We start from the raw sequence: 24,280 nt of genomic DNA on the forward strand, positions 1-24,280 counted from the left end.
ATGGACGCTGCGACTTCCTTCTGGGCCACTCCCGTCGGCTGGACCCTCGCCACTCTGGGCGGGATTCTGCTGGTCGTGGTCGGCATCCTGATCTCCCTGGCCTTCCTGCTGCTCGCCGACCGCAAGATCTGGGCGGCCGTTCAGCTGCGCAAGGGTCCGAACGTGGTCGGCCCCTTCGGCCTGCTGCAGTCCTTCGCCGACTTCTTCAAGTTCGTGCTGAAGGAGATCGTCATTCCGGCCGGGTCGGACAAGGTGGTCTTCATCCTGGCGCCGCTGATCAGCTTCGTGCTGGCCTTCATCGCCTGGGCGGTGATCCCGTTCGCGCCGGGCTGGGTGGTGTCGGACCTGAACGTCGGCATCCTGTACATCCTCGCGATCAGCTCGCTGGGCGTGTACGGCATCATCATGGGCGGCTGGGCTTCGAACTCGAAGTATCCGTTCCTCGGCTCGCTGCGTTCGGCGGCGCAAATGGTGTCCTATGAGGTCTCGATGGGCCTCATCATCATCAACGTCATCCTGCTGGCCGGGACGATGAACCTGACCGAGATCGTGACCCAGCAACAGGGTTGGATCTGGAACTGGAACGCCTTCGGCGGCGGCCTTGAGACCCTGCCGACGATCATCGTCATGCTGCCGATGACCATCGTCTTCTTCATCTCGGCTCTGGCCGAGACGAACCGCCCGCCGTTCGACCTGCCCGAAGCGGAGTCGGAACTGGTGGCCGGTTATCAGGTCGAATACTCGTCCACCCCGTACCTGCTGTTCATGATCGGCGAGTACGCCAACATCGTCTTCATGTGCGCCATGATCACCCTGCTGTTCTGCGGCGGGTGGAATCCGGGCTTCCCGACCGACTTCCTGAACAGCGTCCCGGCCTTCGTCGCCAACCTGTTCTACCTGGCGGTCTTCGCCGCGAAGGTGGTTTTCTGGTTCTTCATGATCGCCCTCGTGAAGGCCTTCGTGCCTCGCTACCGCTACGACCAATTGATGCGTCTGGGCTGGAAGATCTTCCTGCCCGCCTCGCTGGTCGCCGTGGTTTTCGTGGCGGCGTGGCGCGTGTTCGTGGTGGGCGGCTGATGAGCATCCGCGTGCCCCTGCTGATCGGCCTGGCCGTCGCCGCGACGGCCGGCGCCTGCGCGCCCTATGAGGCCGAGCCCGTCTCGGTCTATCAGTGGGAGCGCAAGGTGCAGGAAGTTGAACGGCGCGAGGCGGAACGCCAGCGCCTGTGCCAGACTCTCGACAAGGAAAGCGCCCGCTATGAACGCGAGTGCGCCGGAGTGAAATCGTAATGCTGACCCGTATCGTTCAGGCGGCCAAGGGCGCGATGCTGACCGACGTGTTCGGCGCTGTCGGCCTGTCGCTGAAGTACATGGCCAAGCCCAAGGCCACGGTGAACTATCCGTTCGAGCGCAACCCGCAGTCGCCGCGTTTCCGCGGCGAACACGCGCTGCGTCGCTATCCGAACGGTGAAGAACGCTGCATCGCCTGCAAGCTGTGCGAGGCCATCTGCCCGGCGCAGGCCATCACCATCGAGGCCGAACCGCGCGCCGACGGCAGCCGCCGCACGACGCGCTACGACATCGACATGGTCAAATGCATCTACTGCGGCCTGTGCCAGGAGGCCTGCCCGGTGGACGCCATCGTCGAGGGACCGAACAGCGAGTTCGCCACCGAGACGCGCGAAGAACTGCTCTATGACAAGGCGCGCCTGCTGGACAACGGCGACCGCTGGGAGCGTCTGATCGCGAAGAATCTGGAACTCGACGCTCCGTATCGCTAAACGGAGCGGCGATTCCGCCACGCTGACCCTGACCTTCGGGCCGGGGCCGATTTCTGGAAGGGTCCGAGGCGTTCGCCCGGGCCATTGGTTTTGAAGAGGGGCGTCGTCCCGCACATGTTGCAAGGCCTGGCCTTCTATCTTCTGGCGACGGTCGCCGTGGTTTCCGCCCTTCTGGTGGTGACCGCGCGCAACCCCGTGCACTCCGTCCTCTGGCTGATCCTGACCTTCTTCTCGGCGGCCGGCCTGTTCGTGCTGCTGAGCGCCGAGTTCCTGGCGATGCTGCTGGTGGTCGTCTACGTCGGCGCCGTGGCGGTGCTATTCCTGTTCGTCGTCATGATGCTGGACGTCGACTTCGTGAAGCTGCGCGAGGGTTACGCGCGCTACCTGCCGCTGGCGGGCATTGTGGCGGGCGTCCTGCTGGCCGAGATGATCATGGTGTCGATCAGCGTCGTTCAGGGCGGAGCCGCCCGCGACGCCGCCTCGCCGGTTCCGGCCGGGCCTGACGCGACCAACATCGAGACGATCGGCCGCGTGCTCTACACGGACTACGTCTACTTCTTCCAGGCGGCGGGCGTGGTCCTGCTGATCGCCATGATCGGCGCCATCGTTCTGACCCTGCGTCACCGTCCGGGCGTGCATCGCCAGGATCTGGCGGCCCAGGCCAACCGCGAACGCGCCAAGGCCGTCGAGGTCAAGTCCGTGACCACGGGCCAGGGCGTCACCCCCGAGGAGCTTCTGTGATGGATATCTCGCTCCAGCACTATCTGGCGGTCGCCGCCATGCTGTTCACCATCGGCGTGTTCGGCATCTTCGTGAACCGCAAGAACGTCATCATCATCCTGATGTCGGTCGAGATGATCCTGCTCGCGGTGAACATCAACTTCGTGGCCTTCTCGACCCACCTGAACGACGTGTCGGGTCAGTTGATGGCCATGTTCGTCCTGACCGTCGCCGCGGCCGAAGCCGCTGTCGGCCTGGCCATTCTCGTGACCTTCTTCCGTAACCGCGGCGACATCGCGGTCGACGACGCCTCCGTGATGAAGGGCTGATCGGAACCGTGACTATCCAGACTCTCGTCACTCTCGGCGTATTCGCCCCCTTGCTGGGGGCCATGATCGCCGGCTTCTTCGGTCGCCGGATCGGCGACATTCCGTCTCAGGCCGTTACGACGGGCCTGCTGTTCTTCTCGTGCGCGGTCTCCTGGATCGTGTTCGGACAGTGGACCTGGGGCGGGCTGGAAGCCTTCACCGTCAAGATTGCGCCCTTCATCCACGTGGGCGATTTCCAGTCGAACTGGTCGATCCGCGTCGACGCCATGTCAGCGGTCATGCTGATCGTGGTGACCTCGGTGTCCTCGCTGGTTCACCTCTATTCCTGGGGCTACATGAAGGAGGACGACAGCCGTCCTCGCTTCTTCGCCTATCTGTCGCTGTTCACCTTCATGATGCTGGCGCTGGTGACGGCCGCCGACTTCGTGCAGATGTTCTTCGGCTGGGAAGGCGTGGGCCTGGCGTCCTATCTGCTGATCGGCTTCTGGTACAAGAAGGCCTCGGCTTCGGCCGCCGCCATCAAGGCCTTCGTCGTCAACCGCGTCGGCGACTTCGGCTTCCTGCTCGGCATGATGACCGTGTTCTGGATGTTCGGCACGATCGAGTTCGCCAAGCTGTTCCCGCTGATTGAAGGCAAGGTCGGCGCAGGGTGGGAGTTCCTGGGCTACACCTGGTCGGCGCTGGACCTGGCCGGTCTGCTGCTGTTCGTCGGCGCCATGGGCAAGTCGGCGCAGTTCTTCCTGCACACCTGGCTGCCGGACGCGATGGAAGGACCGACGCCTGTGTCGGCCCTGATCCACGCGGCCACCATGGTTACGGCCGGGGTCTTCATGGTCTGCCTGCTGTCGCCGCTGTATGAGCACGCGCCGGTCGCGTCGCAGTTCATCGCCATCATCGGCGGGATCACGGCCATCTTCGCCGCGACCGTCGGCATGATGCAGAACGACATCAAACGGGTGATCGCCTATTCGACCTGTTCGCAGCTGGGCTACATGTTCTTCGCGGCGGGCGTCGGCGCTTACCAGCCCGCCATGTTCCACCTATTCACGCACGCCTTCTTCAAGGCCCTGCTGTTCCTGGGCGCCGGTTCGGTGATCCACGGCATGCACCACGAGCAGGACATGCGGAAGATGGGCGGCCTGTGGAAGCTGCTGCCCGTCACCTATGCGACCATGATGATCGGCACCATCGCCATCACCGGCCTGGGCATGCCCGGCGTCGGCGGCTTCGCGGGCTTCTATTCCAAGGACTCCATCCTCGAGAGCGCCTATGCGGCGGCGACGACCGGCCACTCGGCTGCAGGCATGTTCGCCTTCGTCATCGGCATCTCGGCCGCCCTTCTGACGGCCTATTATTCGTGGCGTCTGGTGTTCATGACCTTCCACAACAAGCCCGTTTGGAAGGAAGAGGAGGGCGCGCACGCTCACGCGGGCGTCGACCACGCCTCGCACGCCCAGATCGAAACCCATTCCGAACCTCTGGACGGCGACGATCACGCGCACAACGATCATCACCATGGTCCGCTGAAGCCGCACGAGAGCCCGTGGGTCATGGTGCTGCCGCTGCTGCTGCTGTCGATCGGCGCGGTGTTCGCGGGCATGATCTTCGCCCCGCACTTCATTGGCCATCATGAGGCCGAGTTCTGGCGCGGCGCCATCTTCGTCGGTGGCGACAACCACGTCCTGCACGAGAGCCACAATGTCCCGACCTGGGTGAAGTGGGCGCCGCTGATCGTGACTCTGCTGGGCACGGCCATCGCTTACTGGCTGTATGTCGTGAAGGAAGGCGCGGCCAAGGAAATGGCCGAGCGCAAGGGCCCGCTGTGGACCTTCCTCTACAACAAGTGGTTCTTCGATGAGCTGTATGACGCCGTCTTCGTGAAGGGCGCCAAGGCGCTCGGCGACTTCTTCTGGAAGATCGGCGACGTGAAGATCATCGACGGCCTCGGCCCGAACGGCGCGGCCTGGGCTTCGCTGAAGTCGGGCGGCTGGCTGTCCCGGTTCCAGTCCGGTTTCGTCTACTTCTATGCATTCGTGATGCTGATCGGCGTGGCTGCGTTCCTTGCCTTCGCCATCTTCACGTGGGGAGCCTGAGCCTCGTGCCTCACATTCTGAGCATCGTCACCTTCCTGCCGCTTCTCGGCGCGGCCGCGATCCTGGTCGCGCGCCTGCTGAACAAGGGCGGTCAGGACGCCGCGGCCCCGGCCGCCCGCTGGATCGCCCTGGTCACCACCCTGGTGGTGCTGGCGGTGTCCGTCCTACTGGTCGCGCAGTTCGATCCGTCGAACCCGGCCTATCAGTTCGTCGAGAACTACGCCTGGTTTGCCGGCGCCGGCTATCATCTGGGCGTGGACGGGATCTCGATCCTGTTCGTCCTGCTGACGGCCTTCCTGCTGCCGATCTGTATCGTGGCCAGCTGGAAGTCGATCCAGACGCGCGTCGTCGAATATATGATCGCCTTCCTGATCCTGGAGACGCTGGTCATCGGGGTGTTCACCTCGCTGGACCTGTTCCTCTTCTACATCTTCTTCGAAGGCACCCTGGTGCCGATGTATCTGATCATCGGCATCTGGGGCGGCGCCAACCGGATCTACGCGGCGTACAAGTTCTTCCTCTACACCTTGGCCGGTTCGGTCCTGATGCTGCTGGCCATGCTGTGGATGGCCCACACGACCGGCACCACCAGCATCCCGGAGCTGAAGCAGTACGCCTTCGACGCCTCGGTGCAGCCGATCCTGTGGCTGGCCTTCTTCGCCTCCTTCGCGGTGAAGATGCCGATGTGGCCGGTGCACACCTGGCTGCCCGACGCCCACGTTCAGGCGCCGACGGCCGGTTCGGTCATCCTGGCCGGCATCCTGCTGAAGCTGGGCGGCTACGGCTTCATCCTGTTCAACATCCCGATGTTCCCGTTGGCGTCGCAGATGTTCACGCCTCTGGTGTTCGCCCTGTCGGTGATCGCCATCGTCTACACCTCGCTGGTCGCCTTCCGTCAGACCGACATCAAGAAGCTGATCGCTTATTCGTCGGTCGCCCACATGGGCTTCGTGACCATGGGCGTCTTCGCCGGCAACGACACTGGGGTGCAGGGCGCCGTCTTCCAGATGCTGAGCCACGGCCTGATCTCGGGCGCGCTCTTCCTGTGCGTCGGCGTGGTCTATGACCGGATGCATACGCGTGAGATCGCCTTCTACGGCGGCCTGACGGCGCGGATGCCCTGGTATGCGGCCATCTTCCTGATGTTCACCATGGCCAACGTCGGCCTGCCGGGCACCTCTGGCTTCATCGGCGAAGTGCTGACCATGACGGGCGCCTATCAGGCGTCGACGTGGACTGCCCTGATCGCCGCCTCGGGCGTGATCTTCTCGGCAGTGTATGCGCTGACGCTGTTCCGCAACGTCATGTACGGCGAGATCACCAATCCGGCGCTGCAGACCATCACGGACATCGACAAGCGCGAGCTGTTGATCTTCGTGCCGTTGATCGTCGGCACCATCTGGCTGGGCCTCTATCCCAACGCCGTCCTCGACTACACCGGGCCAAGCGTTGAGGCCCTGACGACCGCCTATCGCGCAGCCATCGGCGGGTGAGAGCATAATGACTGATCTGTCTTCCGCCCTTCATCTCTCGGCCCCGGAACTGACCCTTGCGGTCGGCGGTCTGGTGCTGCTCATGGTCGGCGCCTTCTCCGGCGAGAAGTCGACGCGCCTGGTTTCGGGCCTGTCGGTTCTGCTGCTGCTGGCGGCGACGGCGTTGGCCGTCGTCGGCCCGCTGGGTTCGGCCTTCAACGGGGCCTATGTGGCCGATCCGCTGGCCGTTTACGGCAAGGCGCTCATCTTCCTGTCCGCCGCTGTGGCCGTGGTGCTGGGCGACAGCTGGATGCACCGCAACAACATCGCCAAGTTCGAATATCCGATCCTGATCGTGCTGGCCTCGGTCGGCATGGGCATGATGGCCTCGTCGGGCGACCTGATCTCGCTCTACATCGGCATCGAGATGCACTCGCTGGCCCTCTATGTTCTGGCCGCCTATCGCCGCGACGACCTGAAGGCCTCGGAAGCCGGTCTGAAGTACTTCGTGCTGGGCGCCCTGTCGTCGGGCCTGCTGCTGTACGGCGCCAGCCTGATCTACGGCTTCGCCGGGTCGATGCGGTTCGAGGACATCGCCGCCTTCGCCAGCGCCAACCCCGGTCCGGGCCTGATCTTCGGTCTGGTCTTCCTGATCTGCGGCCTGGCGTTTAAGGTTTCGGCCGCGCCATTCCACATGTGGACGCCGGACGTCTATGAAGGCGCCCCGACCCCGGTCGTGGCCCTGTTCTCGACCGCGCCCAAGGTGGCGGCCATGGTGCTGATCATCCGCGTCCTGATCGAAGGCTTCGGCCTGGCGCATGCCCAGTGGGCGCAGGTGCTGATCCTGATCTCGCTGATCAGCTTCGCGGTCGGCGCCTTCGGCGGCTTGATGCAGAAGGACATCCAGCGCCTGCTGGCCTATTCCTCGATCATCAACATCGGCTACGCCCTGCTCGGCGTCGCGGCGGGCACGCAGGTCGGCGTCCAGGCGACCCTGATGTTCATGACGCTATACGTCGTGGACCAGATCGGCTTCTTCGCCATCCTTCTGTCGCTGAGCCGCAACGGCCGTCCGATCCGCAAGATCGCGGATCTGGCGGGCCTCAAAAAGGACCGCCCGCTGACGGCCGTCGCCCTGACGATCCTGTCGCTGTCGGCCATCGGCATCCCGCCGATGTCGGGTTTCTGGGGCAAGTTCTACGTCTTCGGCGCAGCCGCCGACGCCGGTTACTGGATGGCGGGCGCCGCGGGCTTGGTGGCCTCGGTTGTGGCGGGCTTCTACTACCTGCGCATCATCAAGGTCATTTGGTTCGACACGCCTGAGTTCGACGTGACGACGGACAAGGCGCCGGTCAGCGCGCAGTGGATCGGCTGGGCGGCTGCGGCCTTCAGCTTCCCGGTGCTGCTGGTCGCCCTGACCTGGCTGGAGCCGCTGACGCGCGCGGCGGCCGCAGGCGTCGGGATCGGATAAGGGGCCTTGGCGGCTCCGGTCCTGATCCTCGAAGAAACCGACTCCACCAACGCCGAGGCGCGTCGTCGCGCCGAGGCGGGCGAGGCCGGGCCGCTGTGGATCGCGGCCCGGCGTCAGACCGCCGGGCGGGGCCGCCGCGGCCGGGCTTGGGATAGCCGGGACGGCAACCTGGCCACGACCCTGTTGCTGACGCTGAACCGCTCGCCGGCCGAGGCGGCGCAATTGACCTTCGCCGCCGCGCTGGCCGTGGCCGACCTGCTGGATCGTTATGTTCCGCCCGCGCTGGTCAGCATCAAATGGCCCAATGACGTGCTGCTGGACGGGCATAAGTCGTCCGGCATACTGATCGAATCCGGTCCTGCCCCTTCCGGCGGCCTGTGGCTGGCCGTAGGCATCGGCGTGAACCTGTCCCATGCGCCCGAGGGGACCGAGCGCCCGACCACCTGCATCGCCGAGCATCTGCGTCATGACGTGGCCGCCGCCCCGTCGATGGAGGAGGGGGCGAGGGCGCTGGCCGAAACCTTTGACGCCTGGCTGGAATGCTGGACGCGGTTGGGCTTTCAGCCGGTGCTGGACGCCTGGGTGGCGCGGACGCCGGGTCTGTTCGGACCGTGCACGGCGCGGCTGAGCCATGAAACCCTGACCGGGACCGCCGACGGCGTCGAGGCCGACGGCGCTCTGCGTCTGAAATTGCCGGACGGAAGCCTGCGAGTGATCTCTGCGGGCGACGTCTTCTTCGGAGAGGCCGCCTGATGCTGCTGGCGATCGAGCAAGGCAACACCAACACCCTGTTCGCCGTCCATGACGGTCAGGAGTGGATCTTCCAATGGCGCACCGCTACCGATCCTATGCGCACGGCCGATGAATACGCCGTCTGGCTGCATCAGCTGTTCGAGATGCGCGGTCAGGGCCTGACGATGGCCGACATGGACGGCTGCATCATCTCCAGCGTGGTGCCGCAGTCGATCTTCAACCTGCGCAACCTGGCGCGTCGCTATCTCAGCGTCGAACCCCTGGTGATCGGCGAGAACGTCGAGCTGGGCATCGAGGTGCGCATCCATAAGCCCAGCGAGGCCGGGGCCGACCGCCTGGTCAACGCCATCGGCGCGCTGCAGGCCTATGAGGGCGACCTGCTGCTGATCGACAGCGGCACGGCGACCACGTTCGACGTCGTCTCCGGCGCCAACGGCAAGGGCGGGGGCGCCTTTGAGGGCGGGTTGATCGCGCCGGGCATCAATCTGTCGCTGCAGGCCCTGCATGAGGCGGCGGCCAAGCTGCCGCGCATCGCCATTCAACGTCCCGAGACCGTCATCGGGCGCGACACCGTCACCTCCATGCAATCGGGCGTCTTCTGGGGCTATATCGCCCTGATCGAAGGGCTGGTGGACCGCATCAAGGCCGAGTGGGGCAAGCCCATGACGGTGATCGGCACCGGCGGCGTCGCCTCACTGTTCGAGGGCGCAACTGACTCTATCGACCGGTTCGATCCGGACCTGACCATCCGCGGCCTACTCGAAATCTGGCGGCGGAACTCCCATCTGTAAGGCCGTATGACTAAGAAAAATCAAAACGACGAACTCGTCTTCCTGCCGCTGGGCGGCTCGAACGAGGTCGGAATGAACCTGAACGCCTATGGCTTCGGCCCGGCGCATGATCGCAAATGGATCATCGTCGACGTGGGCGTGACCTTTGGTGACCAGTCCACGCCGGGCGTGGACGTGATCGTGCCCGATCCGACCTTCCTGGAAGGCGAGAATATCCTCGGCATCGTGCTGACGCACGCGCACGAGGATCACATCGGGGCCTTGGGCTGGCTGTGGCCGCGTATCCAGGCGCCGCTGTACGCCACGCCCTTCACCGCCTTCCTGATCCGCGAGAAGCTGCGCGACGCGGGCATCTATGAAGATGTCGAACTGATCGAGGCGCCGCTGGGTTCGACGGTGAACCTGGGCCCGTTCGAGGTGACCTATGTCACCATCACCCACTCGATCGCCGAGCCGAACGGCCTGGCCATCAAGACCCCGCTGGGCACGGTGCTGCACACCGGCGACTGGAAGATCGACAACGATCCGGTCGTGGGCGAGCGCACCGACGTCGACTTCATCCAGAAGCTGGGCGACGAGGGCGTCCTGGCCATGGTGTGCGACTCCACCAACGTCTTCGTCGACGGCGTCGCAGGCTCCGAGGGTGACGTAAAGGTCAAGCTGGCCGAGCTGATCCAGGGCCTGAAGGGCCGAGTGGCGGTGGGCTGCTTCGCCTCCAACGTCGCGCGCATGGACAGCGTGATCCGCGCGGCAGAGGCCGCCGGACGCCGCGTGGCTCTGGCCGGTCGCTCGATGCACCGGATCACCGCCGCCGCCAAGTCGGTCGGCATGTTGAGCGACCTCAAGCCCTTCCTGTCCGAACAGGAAGCCAGAGTCTGGCCGGCGGACGAGATCCTGTACCTGTGCACCGGCAGCCAGGGCGAGGCGCGTGCGGCTCTGTCGCGCGTGGCCGAAGGGACGCATCCCTTCATCAAGCTGGGGCAGGGGGATCACTGCATCTTTTCGTCGCGCGTCATCCCCGGCAACGAACTGGCCATCGGCCGGCTGCAGGACAAGATGGCCGAGCGCGGAGTGCGCATCTACACCGAAAAGGATCACCCCGGCATCCACGTCTCGGGCCACCCGTGCCGCGACGAACTGCGTCAGATGTATCAGTGGGCCCGGCCGCAGATCGCCGTGCCGACCCACGGCATGCGCCGCCACCTGATCGAGCACGGCAACCTAACCAAGGACATGCAGGTGCCCGAGACGGTGACGCCGCGCAACGGCGACATGGTGCGCCTGGCGCCTGGACCCGCGGCCATTATCGATGAAGTGCCCTCGGGCCGTCTGTTCGTCGACGGCGGCATGCTGGTCGAGGAGGGCGGCGAGGCCCTGCGCGAGCGCAGGCACGCGGCCAACAACGGCATCCTGATCGTCAGCTTCGCCCTGGATAAGCGCGGCCGCATCGCCAGCGACATCGACGTGCGCGGCATCGGCCTGCCGGGCGACGCGGACCGTCCGCTGGGCGACGTGCTGGACGACATGGCCGAGCGCGTCGAGAACACGGTGCGCGGTCTGAAGGGCGAGGCGCTGCAAGACGAAATGGTCATCGAACAGGCCGTCAGCCGCACCCTGAAGAAGGCCAGTCAGCAGATCTGGGACCGTCGTCCGATCGTCGAAACCGTGGTGCTGAGGCTCTGATGGCGGATCGGCTGTATCTACTGAACCCGGATTGGTTCGACGATCAGGGCGGGCCGTGGTTCTGTCCGCCCGGCGCGCGGATCGAAGGCGTGTTGGGCCTGTATCCGCGCCTGCGCGAGCACCTGACCGTGACCTATCTGGATCACCCGCGCCCGCGCCCGGCCGTGATCGCCGAGGTCGGGGAGGCGAACCAGAGCTGCCCGGTTCTGGTGCTGGACGGCGAGTTCGATTGGCCGGACGCTCAGGTCAGCGAGGAAACGGGCGCGCGCTTCCTGCAGGACGACGACATGCTGCCGTATTGGGCCGCGCGTTACGGCATCGGGCGGCCGCATCCGTAAGCAGCGAATCCTTCTCCCGATGGGAGAAGGTGGCCCAAAGGGCCGGATGAGGGTCCCCGGCTGAAGTCGGCGTAAGCCGTCGCCTGAACGGCCGATTGCGGAACCCTCACCCTTTCGCTTGGCGGATCGCCTTCGGCTTTCCGAAGCTCAAGCCCTCTCCCACCGGGAGAGGGTTTAAAGCGTGACCTTGCGATAGTTGTCGCGGTCCAGATTACCGATCTCGACCGAGATCTGGCGCGGGCCGTCATAGGGCGCGACGCCGGCCAGCAGGGCGGCTTGCACCGCTTCGCCCAGGGCGGTCTTCTGCTCCTGCGTGCGGCCGCTGAGGATGCGCAGGTCGCAGTGGACCATGGCCTGTTCCGGCGCGCCGTCGGCGATGATCAGGTTTTCGCAGCGCACGATGCGCGTCTTGCAGGCGGGCAGGGTGGCGTCGACCACCTCGACACAGAGGCGATGGATCTCCAGCGCCAGGGCGCGCCAGTCGGTCGCGTCGAAATGGGTGGAGTGTTCCAGCGTAATCTGTGGCATTCAGGGCGTCCTAGTTGCGGAGCCCCTCCCTATCGCCCCGCGACGATGATTGCGATGAACGGACTTTTGAGACGATGCCCCTTGGCCCCTTCACCCTGGTCGCCACTTTCCTGACGGTGTGGTGGATCGTGTTGTTCGCCATCCTGCCGCTGGGGATGTCTGATCAGGTCAAGGATCCGCCGACGGACGGCACCCAGTGGGGCGCGCCGAAGAATCCGAACCTGAAAAAGAAGTTCATCACCACGACCTGGGTGTCGATCATCGTCTGGCTGGTGATCGTCGCCTTCGTCTGGGTCGGCTGGACCCCAATCCCCGACATCACCCACGCGAACGCGCTCTAGCTTTCGTCCCCCTTGCCCGGTTAAACCTCGGGCCTGACTGAATTTGCCGAGAATCCTCCCATGCGCCTGTCGCGCTACTTCCTGCCGATCCTGAAAGAAGCCCCTTCCGACGCCCAGATCGTGTCGCATCAGCTGATGCTGCGCGCGGGCATGATCAAGCAGGAGGCCGCCGGCATCTACGCCTGGCTGCCGCTGGGCCTGCGGGTGCTGCGCAAGATCGAAAACATCGTGCGCGAGGAACAGGTCAAGGCCGGCGCTGTCGAGCTGCTGATGCCGACGCTGCAACTGGCCGACCTGTGGCGCGAGAGCGGCCGCTACGACGCCTATGGCCCGGAGATGCTGCGCATCACCGACCGCCACGAGCGCGAGCTGCTGTACGGGCCGACCAATGAGGAGATGGTCACCGACATCTTCCGCGGCTTCGTGAAGTCGTACAAATCCCTGCCGCTGAACCTCTTCCACATCCAGTGGAAGTTCCGGGACGAGCGCCGTCCGCGCTTCGGCGTCATGCGCGGCCGTGAGTTCCTGATGAAGGACGCCTATTCCTTCGACATCGACGAGGCGTCCGCCCGCATCGCCTACAAGCGGATGTTCGCCGCCTATCTGAACAGCTTCGCCCGTCTGGGCCTGAAGGCTGTGCCGATGCGCGCCGACACCGGCCCGATCGGCGGCGACCTGAGCCACGAGTTCATCGTCCTGGCCGAGACGGGCGAGAGCGAAGTCTTCTGCGACCGCAAGCTGGTCGAGATGGCGCCGCCGGGGCACGACCTCAGCGTCGAGCAATTGGAAGGCGTGTTCACCGAGCGCACGGCCCTCTACGCCGCGACCGAGGAGATGCACGACGCGGCCCAGTTCGAGGCCCAGACCGCCGAGCGCGACCGCCTGTCGGCGCGCGGCATCGAGGTCGGCCACATCTTCTACTTCGGCACCAAATATTCGGCGGCGATGAAGGCCAACGTCCAGGGGCCGGACGGCAAGGACGCGCCGGTCCACATGGGCAGCTACGGCGTCGGCGTCTCGCGCCTGCTGGGCGCCATCATCGAGGCCAGCCACGACGCTGGCGGCATCATCTGGCCGGACGCGGTCGCCCCGTTCGACGTGGTGGTGATCAACCTGCGCGCCAGCGACGAGGCCGTCTCGGCCGCGTGCGAAGAGGCCGTGGCCAAGCTGGAAGCGGCGGGCAAGGACGTCCTCTACGACGACACGGACGAGCGTCCGGGCGGCAAGTTCGCTACCGCCGACCTGATCGGCGTGCCGTGGCAGCTGACCATCGGACCCAAGGGCCTGGCCGAGGGCTTGGTCGAACTGAAGCGCCGCGCCACCGGCGAGAAGCAGAGCCTGTCGCTGGACGCCGCTCTGGAGCTGCTTACGAAATGACCGACGCCGCGACGGCTTCCGCTCCGCCGCCCGCATCGAAAGGGTCCGGCCCCTTCTCCAGCTGGGAGATCGGGCTGGCCCTCCGCTATCTGCGCGCCAAGCGCAAACAGGGCGGGGTGGCGCTGATCGCCATGATCAGCTTCATCGGCATCATGCTGGCTGTCGCCGTGTTGATCAGCGTCATGAGCATCATGGCGGGCTTTCGCGGCACGCTGATGGACCGCATCCTGTCGTTCAACGGCCATATGTACGTGCAGGGGCCGTTGCTCTATGCGCCTGACCGCGACGCGGCGTTGAAGCGGATCGCCGACGTGCCGGGCGTCGTATCGGTGACGCCTCTGACCGAAAGTCCCGCCATGTTCCGCGCGGGCAATCTGGCGACCGGCGGCATGGTTCGCGGGGTGAGGTCTCAAGACCTGGCCTCGATGAAGTTCGTGTTTGAAAGCCTGAGCCCCGAGGCGCGCGAGCGGTTTGGCAAAGGCGAATACGGGGGCGATCACGTCCTGATCGGCAAGACCCTGGCCGCAGAAGCGGGCCTGCGCGAAGGCGATCCCATCTCGCTATATTCGCCGACCGGCGCCGACAGCGCCTTCGGCAATCTGGGCGGGCTGGAGAAGACCTATATCGTCGGCGGCGTCTATACGTCGGGTGCGGCCGATTACGACCGGGCCTTCATCTTCATGCCGTTGGAGCAGGCTCAGCTCTTCTTCGGCAAGGATGGGGTCTGGGACATCATCGAGATGAAGGTTGCCGAGCCGGACAAGGTCGAGAACCTGCTGACGCCGGTGCAGCGCGCGGCCGGGGCGGGCAACGTCGTGACCGACTGGCGCAACCGTCAGGCCGCGATCTGGGGCGCGCTTCAGGTCGAGCGCACGGCCATGAGCATCATCCTGGGCATGGTGGTCGCCATCGCCGCCATGAACATCATCAGTGGCATCGTCATGCTGGTGAAGAACAAGACGCGCGACATCGCCATCCTGCGGACCGTGGGGGCGAGCCAGTCGTCCATCCTGCGCATCTTCTTCGTCTCAGGCGCGGCCATCGGCATCGGCGGCACGATTGCGGGCCTGGTGCTGGGACTGCTGTTCTGCTGGAACATCGGCGCGATCCAGCATTTTCTGGAGGGACTGCTGGGCGTCCAGCTGTTCAACGCCGAAGTCTATATGCTCGATTCCGTCCCGGCCAAGGTTGATCTGTGGGACGTGGTCGGTGTGACCGTATTCTCCTTCCTCATGAGCTGCCTGGCCAGCTTGCCCCCGTCGTGGAATGCGTCGCGCATCGATCCGGTGGAGGCTCTGCGCTTTGAATAGGCTGTTGAAGAAGAAGCCCGTCGTCGCCCCTGAGACGAACGGCGCCATCCTGTCGCTGCGCGGGGTCACGCGCACCTATCCGACGGCGCAGGGCGGGCTGACGGTGCTCAAGGGCGTCGATCTGGAGGTCATGCCGGGCGAGGTCGTCGGCCTGATCGGACCGTCCGGCTCGGGCAAGTCCAGCCTGCTGCACGCGGCGGGCCTGCTGGAGCGGCCGACCAGCGGTCAGGTGCTGATCGACGGCGAGGATGTCGGCGGGCTGGACGAGCGGGCGCGCACCCGCCTTCGCTTGCATCGCATCGGTTTTGTCTATCAGTTCCACCATTTGCTGCCGGAGTTCGACGCTCTGGACAACGTCGCCCTGCCGATGCGTATTGCAGGCGTGCGGGAAGGGGAGGCGCGTCGCCGCGCGACCGAGCAGCTGACCGCGCTCGGCCTTGGCCAGCGGATTACCCACCAGCCGGCGCAACTGTCGGGCGGCGAACAACAACGCGTGGCCATCGCCCGCGCCCTGGCCAACAGTCCGCGTCTGCTGTTGGCGGACGAGCCGACCGGCAACCTGGACCCAACCACCAGTCAGGCGGTGTTCGAGGCCTTGCGCGAACTGGCGAAGACCACGGGCGTCGCGGCTTTGATCGCCACGCACAACATGGAACTGGCTGGTCATATGGACCGCGTCTTCGCGCTGAAGGACGGCCATCTGGTGCAGCGCGCCGCCGAAAGTCAGGCCTATTAGGAGGCGACAAGCCTGTTCGCAGGCTTAAGCCCTCGTCCGATGGGGCGGCATGACCCAGGTCGCCTTCCTCGCGGATTGAAGGTTGACGAGAACAAATGAGCAACATAGAACAAAAGGGCAACATCTGATCTGGGGATAAAATCAATGGCGCGTTGGGTGAGGGATCTTCTGTCGCTTGCGTCCTGCGGCGGCTTCGTCTGGATGGTCTGGCAGGCGGCCTTTTTGGTGACATGACCGCGCCCCGTTGAGGGGCGACTCCCTGCATGATGAAGAAGCGTCGTCTAAGCGACGCTGCGATGCGGAGTTTTCGATTGGCGGATGCGGTGAACAGTCAGGGCTTTGTCCACCTGCGGGTCCGCAGCGCCTATTCGCTTCTGGAAGGGGCGATCAAGGCGAGCAAGATCGGCAAGATGGCCGCAGAGGCGGGCATGCCGGCGGTTGGGGTTGCGGACCGGGCCAACCTGTTCGGCGCGCTTGAGTTCAGCCAGACGACAAAGGAAGCCGGCGTCCAACCGATCGTCGCCTGCGCCCTGCCTGTTCTCGACATCGGCGGACAGTCGGCCCAGCGCTGGGCCAAGACGCCGACGATCGTTTTAATCGCGCAGAACGAGCAAGGCTGGCTCAACCTGTGCGCCCTGTCATCCGCCGCCTACCTCGACGCAGGCGAAATGGCCGAGCCGGGGGTGCCCTGGGGGCAGGTTGTGGATAAGTCCGAAGGGCTCATCCTGCTGTCCGGCGGCCCTGACGGTCCCGTCGACCCTCTGTTCGTGCAGAAGAAACCGGTGGAGGCCGCCGCCGCCCTGGCTGAGATGAAGCGGGTCTTCGGCGATCGCTTCTATGTCGAGCTTCAGCGCCACGGCCTGGACAGCGAGACGGCGGCCGAGGGCGGGCTGGTCGAGTGGGCTTACGCCCACGATGTCCCGTTGGTTGCGACCAACGACGTCTATTACGCCAAGGCGGCGCAGGCGAAGTCGCACGACGCCTTGCTATGCATCTCCGACGGCGCCTTCACCGGCCAGGAGGATCGCCGCCGCGTCACCGGCGAGCACTGGTTCAAGTCGGCGGAGGCGATGCGCGAGTTGTTCGCGGATTTGCCCGAGGCCTGCGACAACACCATTCATATCGCCCGTCGTTGCGCCTTCCTGGTTAAGACGCACAAGCCGATCCTGCCGCGCTTCGACACCGGGGCGGGCCGTTCCGAGGCTGACGAACTGGCCCACCAGGCGCGCGAGGGGCTGAAGGCGCGGCTGGAGAAGAATAAGGCTTATGCGCCCGAGCAGGACTATTGGGACCGTCTCGAGTGGGAGGTGGGGATCATCCAGCAGATGGGGTTCCCCGGCTACTTCCTGATCGTTGCCGACTTCATCAAATGGGCCAAGCTGCATGACATCCCGGTCGGGCCCGGGCGGGGTTCGGGGGCCGGCTCCCTGGTGGCCTGGTCGCTGACCATCACCGACCTGGATCCCTTGCGGTTTGGTCTGCTGTTCGAGCGTTTCCTGAACCCGGAACGCGTGTCGATGCCCGACTTCGACATCGACTTCTGTCAGGAGCGGCGCGAAGAGGTCATCGACTACGTTCAGGACCGTTACGGCAAGGACCGGGTGGCCCAGATCATCACCTTCGGCACCCTGCAGGCGCGCGCCGTGCTGCGCGACGTGGGGCGGGTGCTGCAGATGCCGCTGGGCCAGGTGGACCGTCTGGCCAAGATGGTTCCGGCCAACCCGGCCAACCCCGTGACCCTGGCCCAGGCCATCGACCTGGAGCCGCGCCTGCGCGAGGCGCGCGACGCCGAAGCTTCAGTCAAGGCGCTGCTGGAGACGGCGCTGGAACTTGAGGGGCTGTACCGCAACGCCTCGACCCACGCGGCCGGCATCGTCATCGGCGACCGGCCGCTGACGGAACTGGTGCCTCTGTACCAGGACCCGCGCTCCACCATCCCGGCCAGCCAGTTCAACATGAAGTGGGTCGAGCCGGCGGGCCTGGTGAAGTTCGACTTCCTGGGCCTGAAGACCCTGACGGTTCTGGACCGCGCCAAGGGCTATCTGGAACGGCGCGGCGCGGCTCAGGATTGGGGCCTGCTGCCGCTGGACGATCCCAAGACCTATGAGCTGATGGCCTCGGGTCAGACCGTCGGGGTGTTCCAGCTGGAATCCCAGGGCATGCGCGACACCCTGCGCAAGATGCGCTGCGGTTCGATCGACGAAATCACCGCCCTGATCTCCCTCTACCGGCCGGGGCCGATGGAGATGATCGACACCTATATCGACCGGAAGTTCGGCCGGGCCGAGGTCGATTATCTGCACCCCAGCCTGAAGGAGGTGCTGACCGAGACCTACGGCGTCATCATCTATCAGGAACAGGTGATGAAGATCGCCCAGATCCTGGCCGGCTACAGCCTGGGCGAGGCCGACCTGCTGCGGCGCGCCATGGGCAAGAAGAAGAAGGAGGAGATGGACTTCCAGCGCCTCCGCTTCGTGAAAGGCGCGTCCGAGAAGGGGGTGCCGGAGGCGCAGTCTGGCTCCATCTTCGACCTGGTGGCCAAGTTCGCTGGCTATGGCTTCAACAAGTCGCACGCCGCAGCCTATGCGCTGATCTCGTTCCAGACGGGCTGGCTGAAGGCCAATCACCCGGTCGAATTCTTCGCCGCCTCCATGAGCCTGGACCTGTCGAACACGGACAAGCTGGCGGTCTTCTATCAGGACTGCCGCCGGTTCGAGGTCCCGGTGCTGGCGCCCGACATCAACCGCTCCTCCGCTGACTTCGACGTGTCTTGGAAGAACGGGCAGGGCAGCGTGCTGTATGCGCTCGGCGCCATCCGCAACGTCGGGCTTGAGGCGATGCGCCATGTGGTCGAGGTGCGCGAGACGGGCGGACCGTTCGCCGACATTTTTGATTTCCTGGAGCGGGTCGATCCCAAGGCCGTCAACAAGCGCGCGCTGGAAGGGCTGGCGCGGGCGGGCGCGTTCGACAGCATTCATCCGAACCGCCGTCAGTTGTTCGAACAGGCTGACGTCCTGATCGCCTATTGCCAGAGCGTGGCGGCTGAACGCGCCTCGGCCCAGGTCAGCCTGTTCGGCGCCGATCAGGCGGGGGCCGCGCGTCCACGGCTGAAGAGCGTCGAACAATGGGCCGGCCCGGACAAGCTGGATCAGGAACTCTACGCCGTCGGCTTCTATCTGTCGGGCCACCCGCTGGAGGAGCTGACGCCGGCGCTGAAACGCAAGCGCGTGACCTTCGTCGCCGAGGCGCAGGGGCTGGCCGAGGCGGGGCACGAGGCGTTTCAGATGGCCGGCGTGGTGCGTCGCCGTCAGGAACGGGCCAGCGCCCGCACCGGCGAGAAGTTCGCCTTCGTCACCTTCTCTGATCCGACGGGCGAGTTCGAATGCCTGTTCCCGCCGGAGCAACTGCGGCGCTGCCGGGAGGTTCTGGAGGTCGGCACGTCGGTTCTGGTCAGGGTGCGGGCCAAGGCGGCGGACGGGGAGGTGCGTTTCTTCGGCGATGACGCCAGCCGCATGGACGTATTGCTGGACGACGCCCAGATCGGTTTGCGCGTCATCCTGTCGGCGCAGTCGGCCGATGCCGAGGCGTTGAAGGCGCGGTTGGACCGGGCGCGGGCGCAGGGCAAAGGCGGCGAGGTCTGGCTGCAGGCGACATTGGGCGGCCGAACGGAGGTCGAGATCAAACTGCCGGGCCGTTACCGGCTGGACGCGGCGCTGCGCGGCGCGTTGAAGTCGGCGCCGGGGGTGGTGATGCTGGAGGATGCATGATGAGCGAGACGAGCGTGAAGACCCATGCCGGGTCCTGCCACTGCGGCGCGGTCGCCTATGAAGTCGATGTCGGTCTGGATGGACTGATCGAATGCAACTGCTCCCATTGCTACCGCAAGGGATTCGTTCTGGCGTTCGCGCCGCGCTCGGCGTTCCGCCTGACGAAGGGAGAGGGTGAAACGACATCCTACTTCTTCAATCAGCACAAGATCGATCATCGCTTCTGCAAGACCTGCGGGGTGCAGCCGTTCGGCTACGGCGTGGGGCCGGACGGAGCCGAGGTGGCCGCGATCAATATCCGCACCCTGACCGATATCGAGCCGTGGGACTGGACGGCGCAGCGCGTGGACGGCCGCCGCTTCTGATCCGGCCCAAGCGTCGGCTCGCGGGGTGACGTAGGGCCCGCGACGGCTGATGCGGCCATCTTGTTCGGCCGCTTGTGTTTTTCAGGCCTTTCGCCTATATGCGCGGCGCACTTCGCACGTGGGCGTGGCGTGGTTCGGGGAGACATCCCGGCCTGCACCGTTCCGAGGGATCAGCCGATCCTTTTAACCGCCCGCGCTAGGTTTGATCGGAAAAAGGAAAACACGATCATGGCTCTGCCTGAATTCTCGATGCGTACCCTGCTGGAAGCCGGCGCTCACTTCGGTCACCAGACGCACCGCTGGAACCCGAAGATGGACCGCTACATCTTCGGCTCGCGCTCGAACATCCACATCATCGATCTGTCGCAGACGATGCCGCTGCTGCACCAGGCTCTGGTCGCCGTGCGCGACGTGGCCGCCAAGGGCGGTCGCGTTCTGTTCGTCGGCACCAAGCGTCAGGCCGCCGACCCGGTCGCGCAGGCCGCCACGCGCTGCGCCCAATACTACATGAACAACCGCTGGCTGGGCGGCACCCTGACCAACTGGCGCACCGTCTCGAACTCGATCCAGCGCCTGCGCGAACTGGAAACCATCCTTCAAACCGGCGAGGGCCGGAACAAGAAGGAACTGCTGACCCTGCAGCGCGAGAAGGACCGTCTGGAACTGTCGCTGGGCGGCATCAAGGACATGGGTTCGGTGCCGGACATCATGTTCGTGATCGACACCAACAAGGAATCGATCGCGATCCAGGAAGCCCGCAAGCTGAACATCCCGATCATCGCCATCCTGGACACCAACTCGGACCCGGACGGCATCACCTATCCGGTGCCGGGCAACGATGACGCCGCCCGCGCCATCCAGACCTACTGCGACCTGATCGCCGACGCCGTTCTGGACGGCCTGGCCGCCGGCGCCGTCGCCCAAGGCATCGACCTGGGCGCTTCGGAAGCTCCGGTTGAGCCGATGCTGCGCGAAGCCTCGGCTCCCGTGGCCGCCGACCCGGCTCCGGCCGGCACGGAAGGCGTGGCTGAAGAGATGGTCGCCGCCGAGGCCGCTGCCGTCGAGACCCCTGCGGTCGAAGCCGCCGAGGCCGAGAAGGTCGAAGGCTAAGGACTGACGTTCCGGCGCCGCCAGCGCGCTGGACCGACGTCAACTTGACATGCGGCCGGGCTAAAACAGTCCGGCCGCCCATTTTGAATTTCAGGAGAAAGACATGGCCGAGATCACTGCCGCCCTCGTGAAGGAACTTCGCGAGCGTTCGGGCGTCGGCATGATGGACTGCAAGAAGGCGCTGGTTGAGAACAACGGCGACATCGAAGCAGCCATCGACTGGCTGCGCGCCAAGGGTCTGTCCAAGGCCGCCAAGAAGGCCGACCGCGTCGCCGCCGAGGGCCTGGTGGCCGTCGCCGTGCGCGAAGACGGCAAGGGCGAAGTCGCCTCGGCCATCGAGTTCAACGCCGAAACCGACTTCGTGGCCCGCAACGACCTGTTCCAGGCTGCGGCCAAGGAATTCGCTCAACTGGGCCTGCACCATGACGGCGTCGACGCCATCCACGGCGCGACCCTGGAAAACGGCAAGACCGTCGAGGCCGAAGTCACCAACCTGATCGCCACGATCGGCGAGAACATGCAGCTGCGTCGTGCGGCTCGCCTGTCGGTTGGCGAAGGCGCGGTTGCGACCTACGTCCACAACGCCGTGTCGCCGGGCGTCGGCCGCATTGGCGTGCTGGTCGCCCTGGAAGGCGCCGGCGACAAGGAAGCCCTGCGCGAAGTGGGCCGCAAGATCGCCATGCACGTGGCGGCCACGGCTCCGCTGGCGCTGGACACCTCCGACCTGGATCCGGCCGCGATCGAGAAGGAACGCGCTGTCCTGATCGAGAAGGCCAAGGAAGAAGGCCGTCCGGAAAACATGATCGAGAAGATCGTGTCGGGCCAGATCGCCAAGTTCCAGAAGGACGTGGTGCTGACCAAGCAGCCGTTCGTCATGGACCCGGACGTGACCATCGAACAACTGGTCGCCAACACCGGCAAGGAGCTGGGCTCTGAGCTGAAGCTGGCCGGTTTCGTCCGCATGGCCCTGGGCGAAGGCGTCGAGAAGTCCGATGCTCCCGACTTTGCGTCGGAAGTCGCCTCGATGACCGGCGGCAACTAAGAAGACCTCTCCCTCCCCGCGAAGGGGAGGGAGAATTATGCGTTTGGGCGCGTTCGGCTTTGAAGGCTGACGCGCCCTTCGTCTATGATGAGCCGCCGATTCACTTCGCGCGGATGCTAACCCCTGTATCCACGGACCCCTGACCATGCCCGACGCCCCCTCTGAGTTTCGTTACAAGCGCGTCCTGCTGAAGGTCTCGGGCGAGGTCCTGATGGGCGATCAGCCCTATGGAATCGACATGAAGACGGTGGACGTGGTCGCCGCCGCCGTCGCCGCCGTGGCGCGTCAGGGCGTGGAAATCTGCCTGGTCATCGGCGGTGGCAATATCTTCCGGGGCCTGTCCAAGGCCGCCGAGGGCATGGACCGCGCCAACGCCGACTACATGGGCATGCTGGCCACCATCATGAACGCCCTGGCCATGCAGGGCGCGCTGGAAAAAATCGGGGTCGACACGCGGGTCCAGAGCGCCATTCCGATGGCCGCGATCGCCGAGCCCTACATCCGCCGCCGCGCGCTGCGGCACCTGGAAAAGGGCCGCGTGGTGATCTTCGCTGCGGGCGTGGGCGCTCCCTTCTTCACCACGGACTCCGGCGCCGCCCTGCGCGCAGCAGAGATGAACTGCGACGCCCTGTTGAAGGGCACCAGCGTCGACGGCGTCTACACGGCGGACCCCAAGAAGGATGCGACCGCGACCCGTTACGAAACGCTGACCTATCAGGACGTGCTGGCCAAGGACCTTCGGGTCATGGACGCTTCGGCCATCGCCCTGATGCGCGACAGCGGCATTCCGATCGTGGTCTTCTCGATTCGCGAGGAAGGTTCGCTGCATAAGACCTTGACGGGGCAGGGGACCTATACCGTCATCACCAACAAGCCCGCCTGAGCGGCTTCGCTATTCAACGACAGGACCAAGGACATTCGTCATGGCCAAACCCGATCTCAAAACCTTTCGTGACCGGATGGAAAAGTCGGTCTCCGCGCTGAAGGACGACTATGCGGGCCTGCGCACGGGCCGCGCCAACGCGGGTCTGCTGGAGCCGGTCGTCGTCGAAGCCTATGGCGCGACCTCGCCGTTGACCGCCGTCGCCGCCATCAGCGTGCCGGAACCGCGCATGATCTCGGTCAGCGTCTGGGACAAGGGTATGGTGGTCTCGGTCGAGAAGGCGATCCGCTCTGCGGGCCTGGGCCTGAACCCGATCGTCGACGGCCAGAATCTGCGTATTCCGATCCCGCCGCTGACCGAAGAGCGCCGCAAGGATCTGGCCAAGCTGGCCGCCAAATACGCCGAGGACAAGAAGATCGCTGTGCGCAACGTGCGCCGCGACGCCAACGACGAGCTGAAGAAGGCTGAAAAGGCCGGCGATATCAGCCAGGATGAACAGAAGAAGATGGAAGCCGAGGTCCAGAAGGACACCGACGCCGCCATCAAGCGCATCGACGAGACCTTGAAGGCCAAGGAAGTCGAGATCATGCAGGTCTGACGCCCGCGTCAGGTCTGTCCAAGGAAGGTCTCATATGTCGGCCGAGCCCGTCGCCACGGCGCCTGCAAAGGGGCCTCGTCACGTCGCCCTGATCATGGACGGCAACGGCCGCTGGGCGCAGCGACGGGGCCTTCCGCGCGCCGTGGGCCACCGCGAGGGGGTCCAGGCCCTACGCCGGACCATAAAGGCTGCGCCTGAACTGGGCGTGCAGTGCCTGACGGTGTTCGGTTTCTCGACCGAGAACTGGAGCCGTCCGGCCGATGAGGTGTCCGACCTCATGGGGCTGGTGCGCGCCTTCGTCGGCAGCGATCTGAAGCGGTTGGAGGCTGCGGGGGTGCGGGTGAAGGTTCTCGGGCGCCGGACGGGCCTGCCCGAAGATATCGCCGGCATCGTCGCGCGGGCCGAGGCGCAGACGGCTCACAACGACAAATTCCTGCTGCAGGTGGCCTTCAACTATGGCGGGCGGGCGGATCTGGCCGATGCGGCTCAGCGTCTGGTCGATCGCGCCCGCGCTGGCGAGGACTTCATCGTCGACGAAGAGGCGCTGGGCGCCGGCCTGTCGACGGCGGGCGCGCCGCCGGTCGATCTGATCGTGCGAACCTCGGGCGAGCAGCGCCTGTCCAACTTCCTGTTGTGGGAGGCGGCTTACGCCGAGATGGTTTTCCAGGACATCCTTTGGCCGGACTACGGCGCTGAAGCCCTGGCCGAGGCCATCGCTCAGTTCGCCTGTCGCCAGCGTCGCTATGGCGGGCGCGAGGTCATGGACACCGCTTATGGCGAGGCGGCGGTCTGA

24 protein-coding genes are annotated in these 24,280 nt (G+C 65.4%); 23 read left to right on the forward strand and 1 reads right to left on the reverse strand.

Annotated elements, in window-relative coordinates:
• The 12 genes from nuoH (at position 1) to ACLBV5_RS00805 (ending at position 11,430) form a co-directional block, all read left to right on the forward strand.
• A complete protein-coding gene (gene nuoH / locus ACLBV5_RS00750; protein ID WP_025977387.1) occupies positions 1-1,077 on the forward strand; it encodes an NADH-quinone oxidoreductase subunit NuoH in 1,077 nt (358 codons plus the stop codon).
• Positions 1,077-1,289: a hypothetical protein gene (locus ACLBV5_RS00755; protein ID WP_025977386.1), complete on the forward strand. Its 213-nt coding sequence runs from the start codon at positions 1,077-1,079 to the stop codon at positions 1,287-1,289. The genes nuoH and ACLBV5_RS00755 overlap by 1 nt, the downstream gene beginning before the upstream one ends.
• Positions 1,289-1,780: an NADH-quinone oxidoreductase subunit NuoI gene (nuoI, locus tag ACLBV5_RS00760; protein WP_003170180.1), complete on the forward strand. Its 492-nt coding sequence runs from the start codon at positions 1,289-1,291 to the stop codon at positions 1,778-1,780. Before ACLBV5_RS00755 ends, nuoI begins: the two co-directional genes overlap by 1 nt.
• A 114-nt stretch (positions 1,781-1,894) precedes the next feature.
• Positions 1,895-2,521, forward strand: coding sequence for an NADH-quinone oxidoreductase subunit J (locus ACLBV5_RS00765; protein ID WP_025977385.1), 627 nt, complete (start codon positions 1,895-1,897; stop codon positions 2,519-2,521).
• On the forward strand, positions 2,521-2,829 hold the full coding sequence (gene nuoK / locus ACLBV5_RS00770; RefSeq protein ID WP_003164596.1) for an NADH-quinone oxidoreductase subunit NuoK: 309 nt from the start codon (positions 2,521-2,523) through the stop codon (positions 2,827-2,829). Before ACLBV5_RS00765 ends, nuoK begins: the two co-directional genes overlap by 1 nt.
• Before the next feature lie 14 nt (positions 2,830-2,843).
• Positions 2,844-4,922: an NADH-quinone oxidoreductase subunit L gene (gene nuoL / locus ACLBV5_RS00775; protein WP_447604910.1), complete on the forward strand. Its 2,079-nt coding sequence runs from the start codon at positions 2,844-2,846 to the stop codon at positions 4,920-4,922.
• Between the two features lie 5 nt (positions 4,923-4,927).
• Positions 4,928-6,415, forward strand: coding sequence for an NADH-quinone oxidoreductase subunit M (locus tag ACLBV5_RS00780; protein WP_025977383.1), 1,488 nt, complete (start codon positions 4,928-4,930; stop codon positions 6,413-6,415).
• 7 nt (positions 6,416-6,422) lie between these two features.
• Positions 6,423-7,865, forward strand: a complete 1,443-nt coding sequence (gene nuoN / locus ACLBV5_RS00785; protein ID WP_312445444.1) for an NADH-quinone oxidoreductase subunit NuoN — start codon at positions 6,423-6,425, stop codon at positions 7,863-7,865.
• A 6-nt stretch (positions 7,866-7,871) separates the two neighbouring features.
• Positions 7,872-8,618, forward strand: coding sequence for a biotin--[acetyl-CoA-carboxylase] ligase (locus tag ACLBV5_RS00790; RefSeq protein ID WP_447604541.1), 747 nt, complete (start codon positions 7,872-7,874; stop codon positions 8,616-8,618).
• A complete protein-coding gene (locus ACLBV5_RS00795; protein ID WP_035302244.1) occupies positions 8,615-9,409 on the forward strand; it encodes a type III pantothenate kinase in 795 nt (264 codons plus the stop codon). Before ACLBV5_RS00790 ends, ACLBV5_RS00795 begins: the two co-directional genes overlap by 4 nt.
• Positions 9,410-9,415: 6 nt before the next feature.
• Complete coding sequence (locus ACLBV5_RS00800; RefSeq protein ID WP_447604542.1) at positions 9,416-11,092, forward strand: ribonuclease J; 1,677 nt, start codon at positions 9,416-9,418, stop codon at positions 11,090-11,092.
• Positions 11,092-11,430 (forward strand): DUF3088 family protein, encoded by a 339-nt coding sequence (locus ACLBV5_RS00805; RefSeq protein WP_447604543.1) that lies wholly within the window; start codon positions 11,092-11,094, stop codon positions 11,428-11,430. Before ACLBV5_RS00800 ends, ACLBV5_RS00805 begins: the two co-directional genes overlap by 1 nt.
• Positions 11,431-11,604: 174 nt before the next feature.
• Here ACLBV5_RS00805 and ACLBV5_RS00810 read toward each other — a convergent pair whose 3' ends face one another.
• Positions 11,605-11,958, reverse strand: a complete 354-nt coding sequence (locus tag ACLBV5_RS00810) for a 5-carboxymethyl-2-hydroxymuconate Delta-isomerase (protein WP_447604544.1) — start codon at positions 11,956-11,958, stop codon at positions 11,605-11,607.
• 74 nt (positions 11,959-12,032) lie between these two features.
• On the opposite strand from ACLBV5_RS00810, the gene ACLBV5_RS00815 reads away from it, so the two are divergent.
• The 11 genes from ACLBV5_RS00815 to uppS all read left to right on the forward strand — a co-directional run bounded on the left by ACLBV5_RS00815 (position 12,033) and on the right by uppS (position 24,280).
• Positions 12,033-12,299, forward strand: coding sequence for a DUF1467 family protein (locus tag ACLBV5_RS00815; RefSeq protein ID WP_025977376.1), 267 nt, complete (start codon positions 12,033-12,035; stop codon positions 12,297-12,299).
• 60 nt (positions 12,300-12,359) lie between these two features.
• Positions 12,360-13,676: a proline--tRNA ligase gene (gene proS / locus ACLBV5_RS00820; RefSeq protein ID WP_447604545.1), complete on the forward strand. Its 1,317-nt coding sequence runs from the start codon at positions 12,360-12,362 to the stop codon at positions 13,674-13,676.
• A complete protein-coding gene (locus ACLBV5_RS00825) occupies positions 13,673-14,986 on the forward strand; it encodes a lipoprotein-releasing ABC transporter permease subunit (RefSeq protein WP_447604546.1) in 1,314 nt (437 codons plus the stop codon). The genes proS and ACLBV5_RS00825 overlap by 4 nt, the downstream gene beginning before the upstream one ends.
• A complete protein-coding gene (locus ACLBV5_RS00830; protein WP_303683054.1) occupies positions 14,979-15,722 on the forward strand; it encodes an ABC transporter ATP-binding protein in 744 nt (247 codons plus the stop codon). Before ACLBV5_RS00825 ends, ACLBV5_RS00830 begins: the two co-directional genes overlap by 8 nt.
• Positions 15,723-16,033: 311 nt before the next feature.
• The gene (gene dnaE, locus ACLBV5_RS00835) at positions 16,034-19,489 is read left to right on the forward strand and encodes a DNA polymerase III subunit alpha (RefSeq protein ID WP_447604547.1); all 3,456 of its coding nucleotides are present in this window, start codon (positions 16,034-16,036) and stop codon (positions 19,487-19,489) included.
• Positions 19,489-19,854, forward strand: a complete 366-nt coding sequence (locus ACLBV5_RS00840) for a GFA family protein (protein ID WP_313632862.1) — start codon at positions 19,489-19,491, stop codon at positions 19,852-19,854. Before dnaE ends, ACLBV5_RS00840 begins: the two co-directional genes overlap by 1 nt.
• A 228-nt stretch (positions 19,855-20,082) precedes the next feature.
• Positions 20,083-20,964 carry a 30S ribosomal protein S2 gene (rpsB, locus tag ACLBV5_RS00845; protein ID WP_025977370.1) on the forward strand — a complete coding sequence of 294 codons (882 nt, stop codon included), beginning with the start codon at positions 20,083-20,085 and terminating at the stop codon, positions 20,962-20,964.
• A 103-nt stretch (positions 20,965-21,067) separates the two neighbouring features.
• Entirely contained in the window at positions 21,068-22,006 is a 939-nt protein-coding gene (tsf, locus tag ACLBV5_RS00850; protein ID WP_025977369.1) for a translation elongation factor Ts, read from the forward strand.
• 145 nt (positions 22,007-22,151) lie between these two features.
• The gene (gene pyrH, locus ACLBV5_RS00855; protein WP_134581090.1) at positions 22,152-22,889 is read left to right on the forward strand and encodes a UMP kinase; all 738 of its coding nucleotides are present in this window, start codon (positions 22,152-22,154) and stop codon (positions 22,887-22,889) included.
• 40 nt (positions 22,890-22,929) lie between these two features.
• Positions 22,930-23,487 carry a ribosome recycling factor gene (frr, locus tag ACLBV5_RS00860; RefSeq protein ID WP_134581089.1) on the forward strand — a complete coding sequence of 186 codons (558 nt, stop codon included), beginning with the start codon at positions 22,930-22,932 and terminating at the stop codon, positions 23,485-23,487.
• Positions 23,488-23,521: 34 nt separating this feature from the next.
• Positions 23,522-24,280 (forward strand): polyprenyl diphosphate synthase, encoded by a 759-nt coding sequence (gene uppS, locus ACLBV5_RS00865; protein WP_303706281.1) that lies wholly within the window; start codon positions 23,522-23,524, stop codon positions 24,278-24,280.

This window comes from Brevundimonas sp. M1A4_2e (genome assembly GCF_053345555.1).

Coding starts and splice junctions, on each gene's coding strand:
- nuoH (WP_025977387.1), top strand. CDS start 1: ATGGACGCTGCGACTTCCTTCTGGGCCACTCCCGTCGGCTGGACCCTC.
- ACLBV5_RS00755 (WP_025977386.1), top strand. CDS start 1,077: ATGAGCATCCGCGTGCCCCTGCTGATCGGCCTGGCCGTCGCCGCGACG.
- nuoI (WP_003170180.1), top strand. CDS start 1,289: ATGCTGACCCGTATCGTTCAGGCGGCCAAGGGCGCGATGCTGACCGAC.
- ACLBV5_RS00765 (WP_025977385.1), top strand. CDS start 1,895: ATGTTGCAAGGCCTGGCCTTCTATCTTCTGGCGACGGTCGCCGTGGTT.
- nuoK (WP_003164596.1), top strand. CDS start 2,521: ATGGATATCTCGCTCCAGCACTATCTGGCGGTCGCCGCCATGCTGTTC.
- nuoN (WP_312445444.1), top strand. CDS start 6,423: ATGACTGATCTGTCTTCCGCCCTTCATCTCTCGGCCCCGGAACTGACC.
- ACLBV5_RS00800 (WP_447604542.1), top strand. CDS start 9,416: ATGACTAAGAAAAATCAAAACGACGAACTCGTCTTCCTGCCGCTGGGC.
- ACLBV5_RS00805 (WP_447604543.1), top strand. CDS start 11,092: ATGGCGGATCGGCTGTATCTACTGAACCCGGATTGGTTCGACGATCAG.
- ACLBV5_RS00810 (WP_447604544.1), bottom strand. CDS start 11,958: ATGCCACAGATTACGCTGGAACACTCCACCCATTTCGACGCGACCGAC.
- ACLBV5_RS00815 (WP_025977376.1), top strand. CDS start 12,033: ATGCCCCTTGGCCCCTTCACCCTGGTCGCCACTTTCCTGACGGTGTGG.
- proS (WP_447604545.1), top strand. CDS start 12,360: ATGCGCCTGTCGCGCTACTTCCTGCCGATCCTGAAAGAAGCCCCTTCC.
- ACLBV5_RS00825 (WP_447604546.1), top strand. CDS start 13,673: ATGACCGACGCCGCGACGGCTTCCGCTCCGCCGCCCGCATCGAAAGGG.
- ACLBV5_RS00840 (WP_313632862.1), top strand. CDS start 19,489: ATGAGCGAGACGAGCGTGAAGACCCATGCCGGGTCCTGCCACTGCGGC.
- rpsB (WP_025977370.1), top strand. CDS start 20,083: ATGGCTCTGCCTGAATTCTCGATGCGTACCCTGCTGGAAGCCGGCGCT.
- tsf (WP_025977369.1), top strand. CDS start 21,068: ATGGCCGAGATCACTGCCGCCCTCGTGAAGGAACTTCGCGAGCGTTCG.
- pyrH (WP_134581090.1), top strand. CDS start 22,152: ATGCCCGACGCCCCCTCTGAGTTTCGTTACAAGCGCGTCCTGCTGAAG.
- frr (WP_134581089.1), top strand. CDS start 22,930: ATGGCCAAACCCGATCTCAAAACCTTTCGTGACCGGATGGAAAAGTCG.
- uppS (WP_303706281.1), top strand. CDS start 23,522: ATGTCGGCCGAGCCCGTCGCCACGGCGCCTGCAAAGGGGCCTCGTCAC.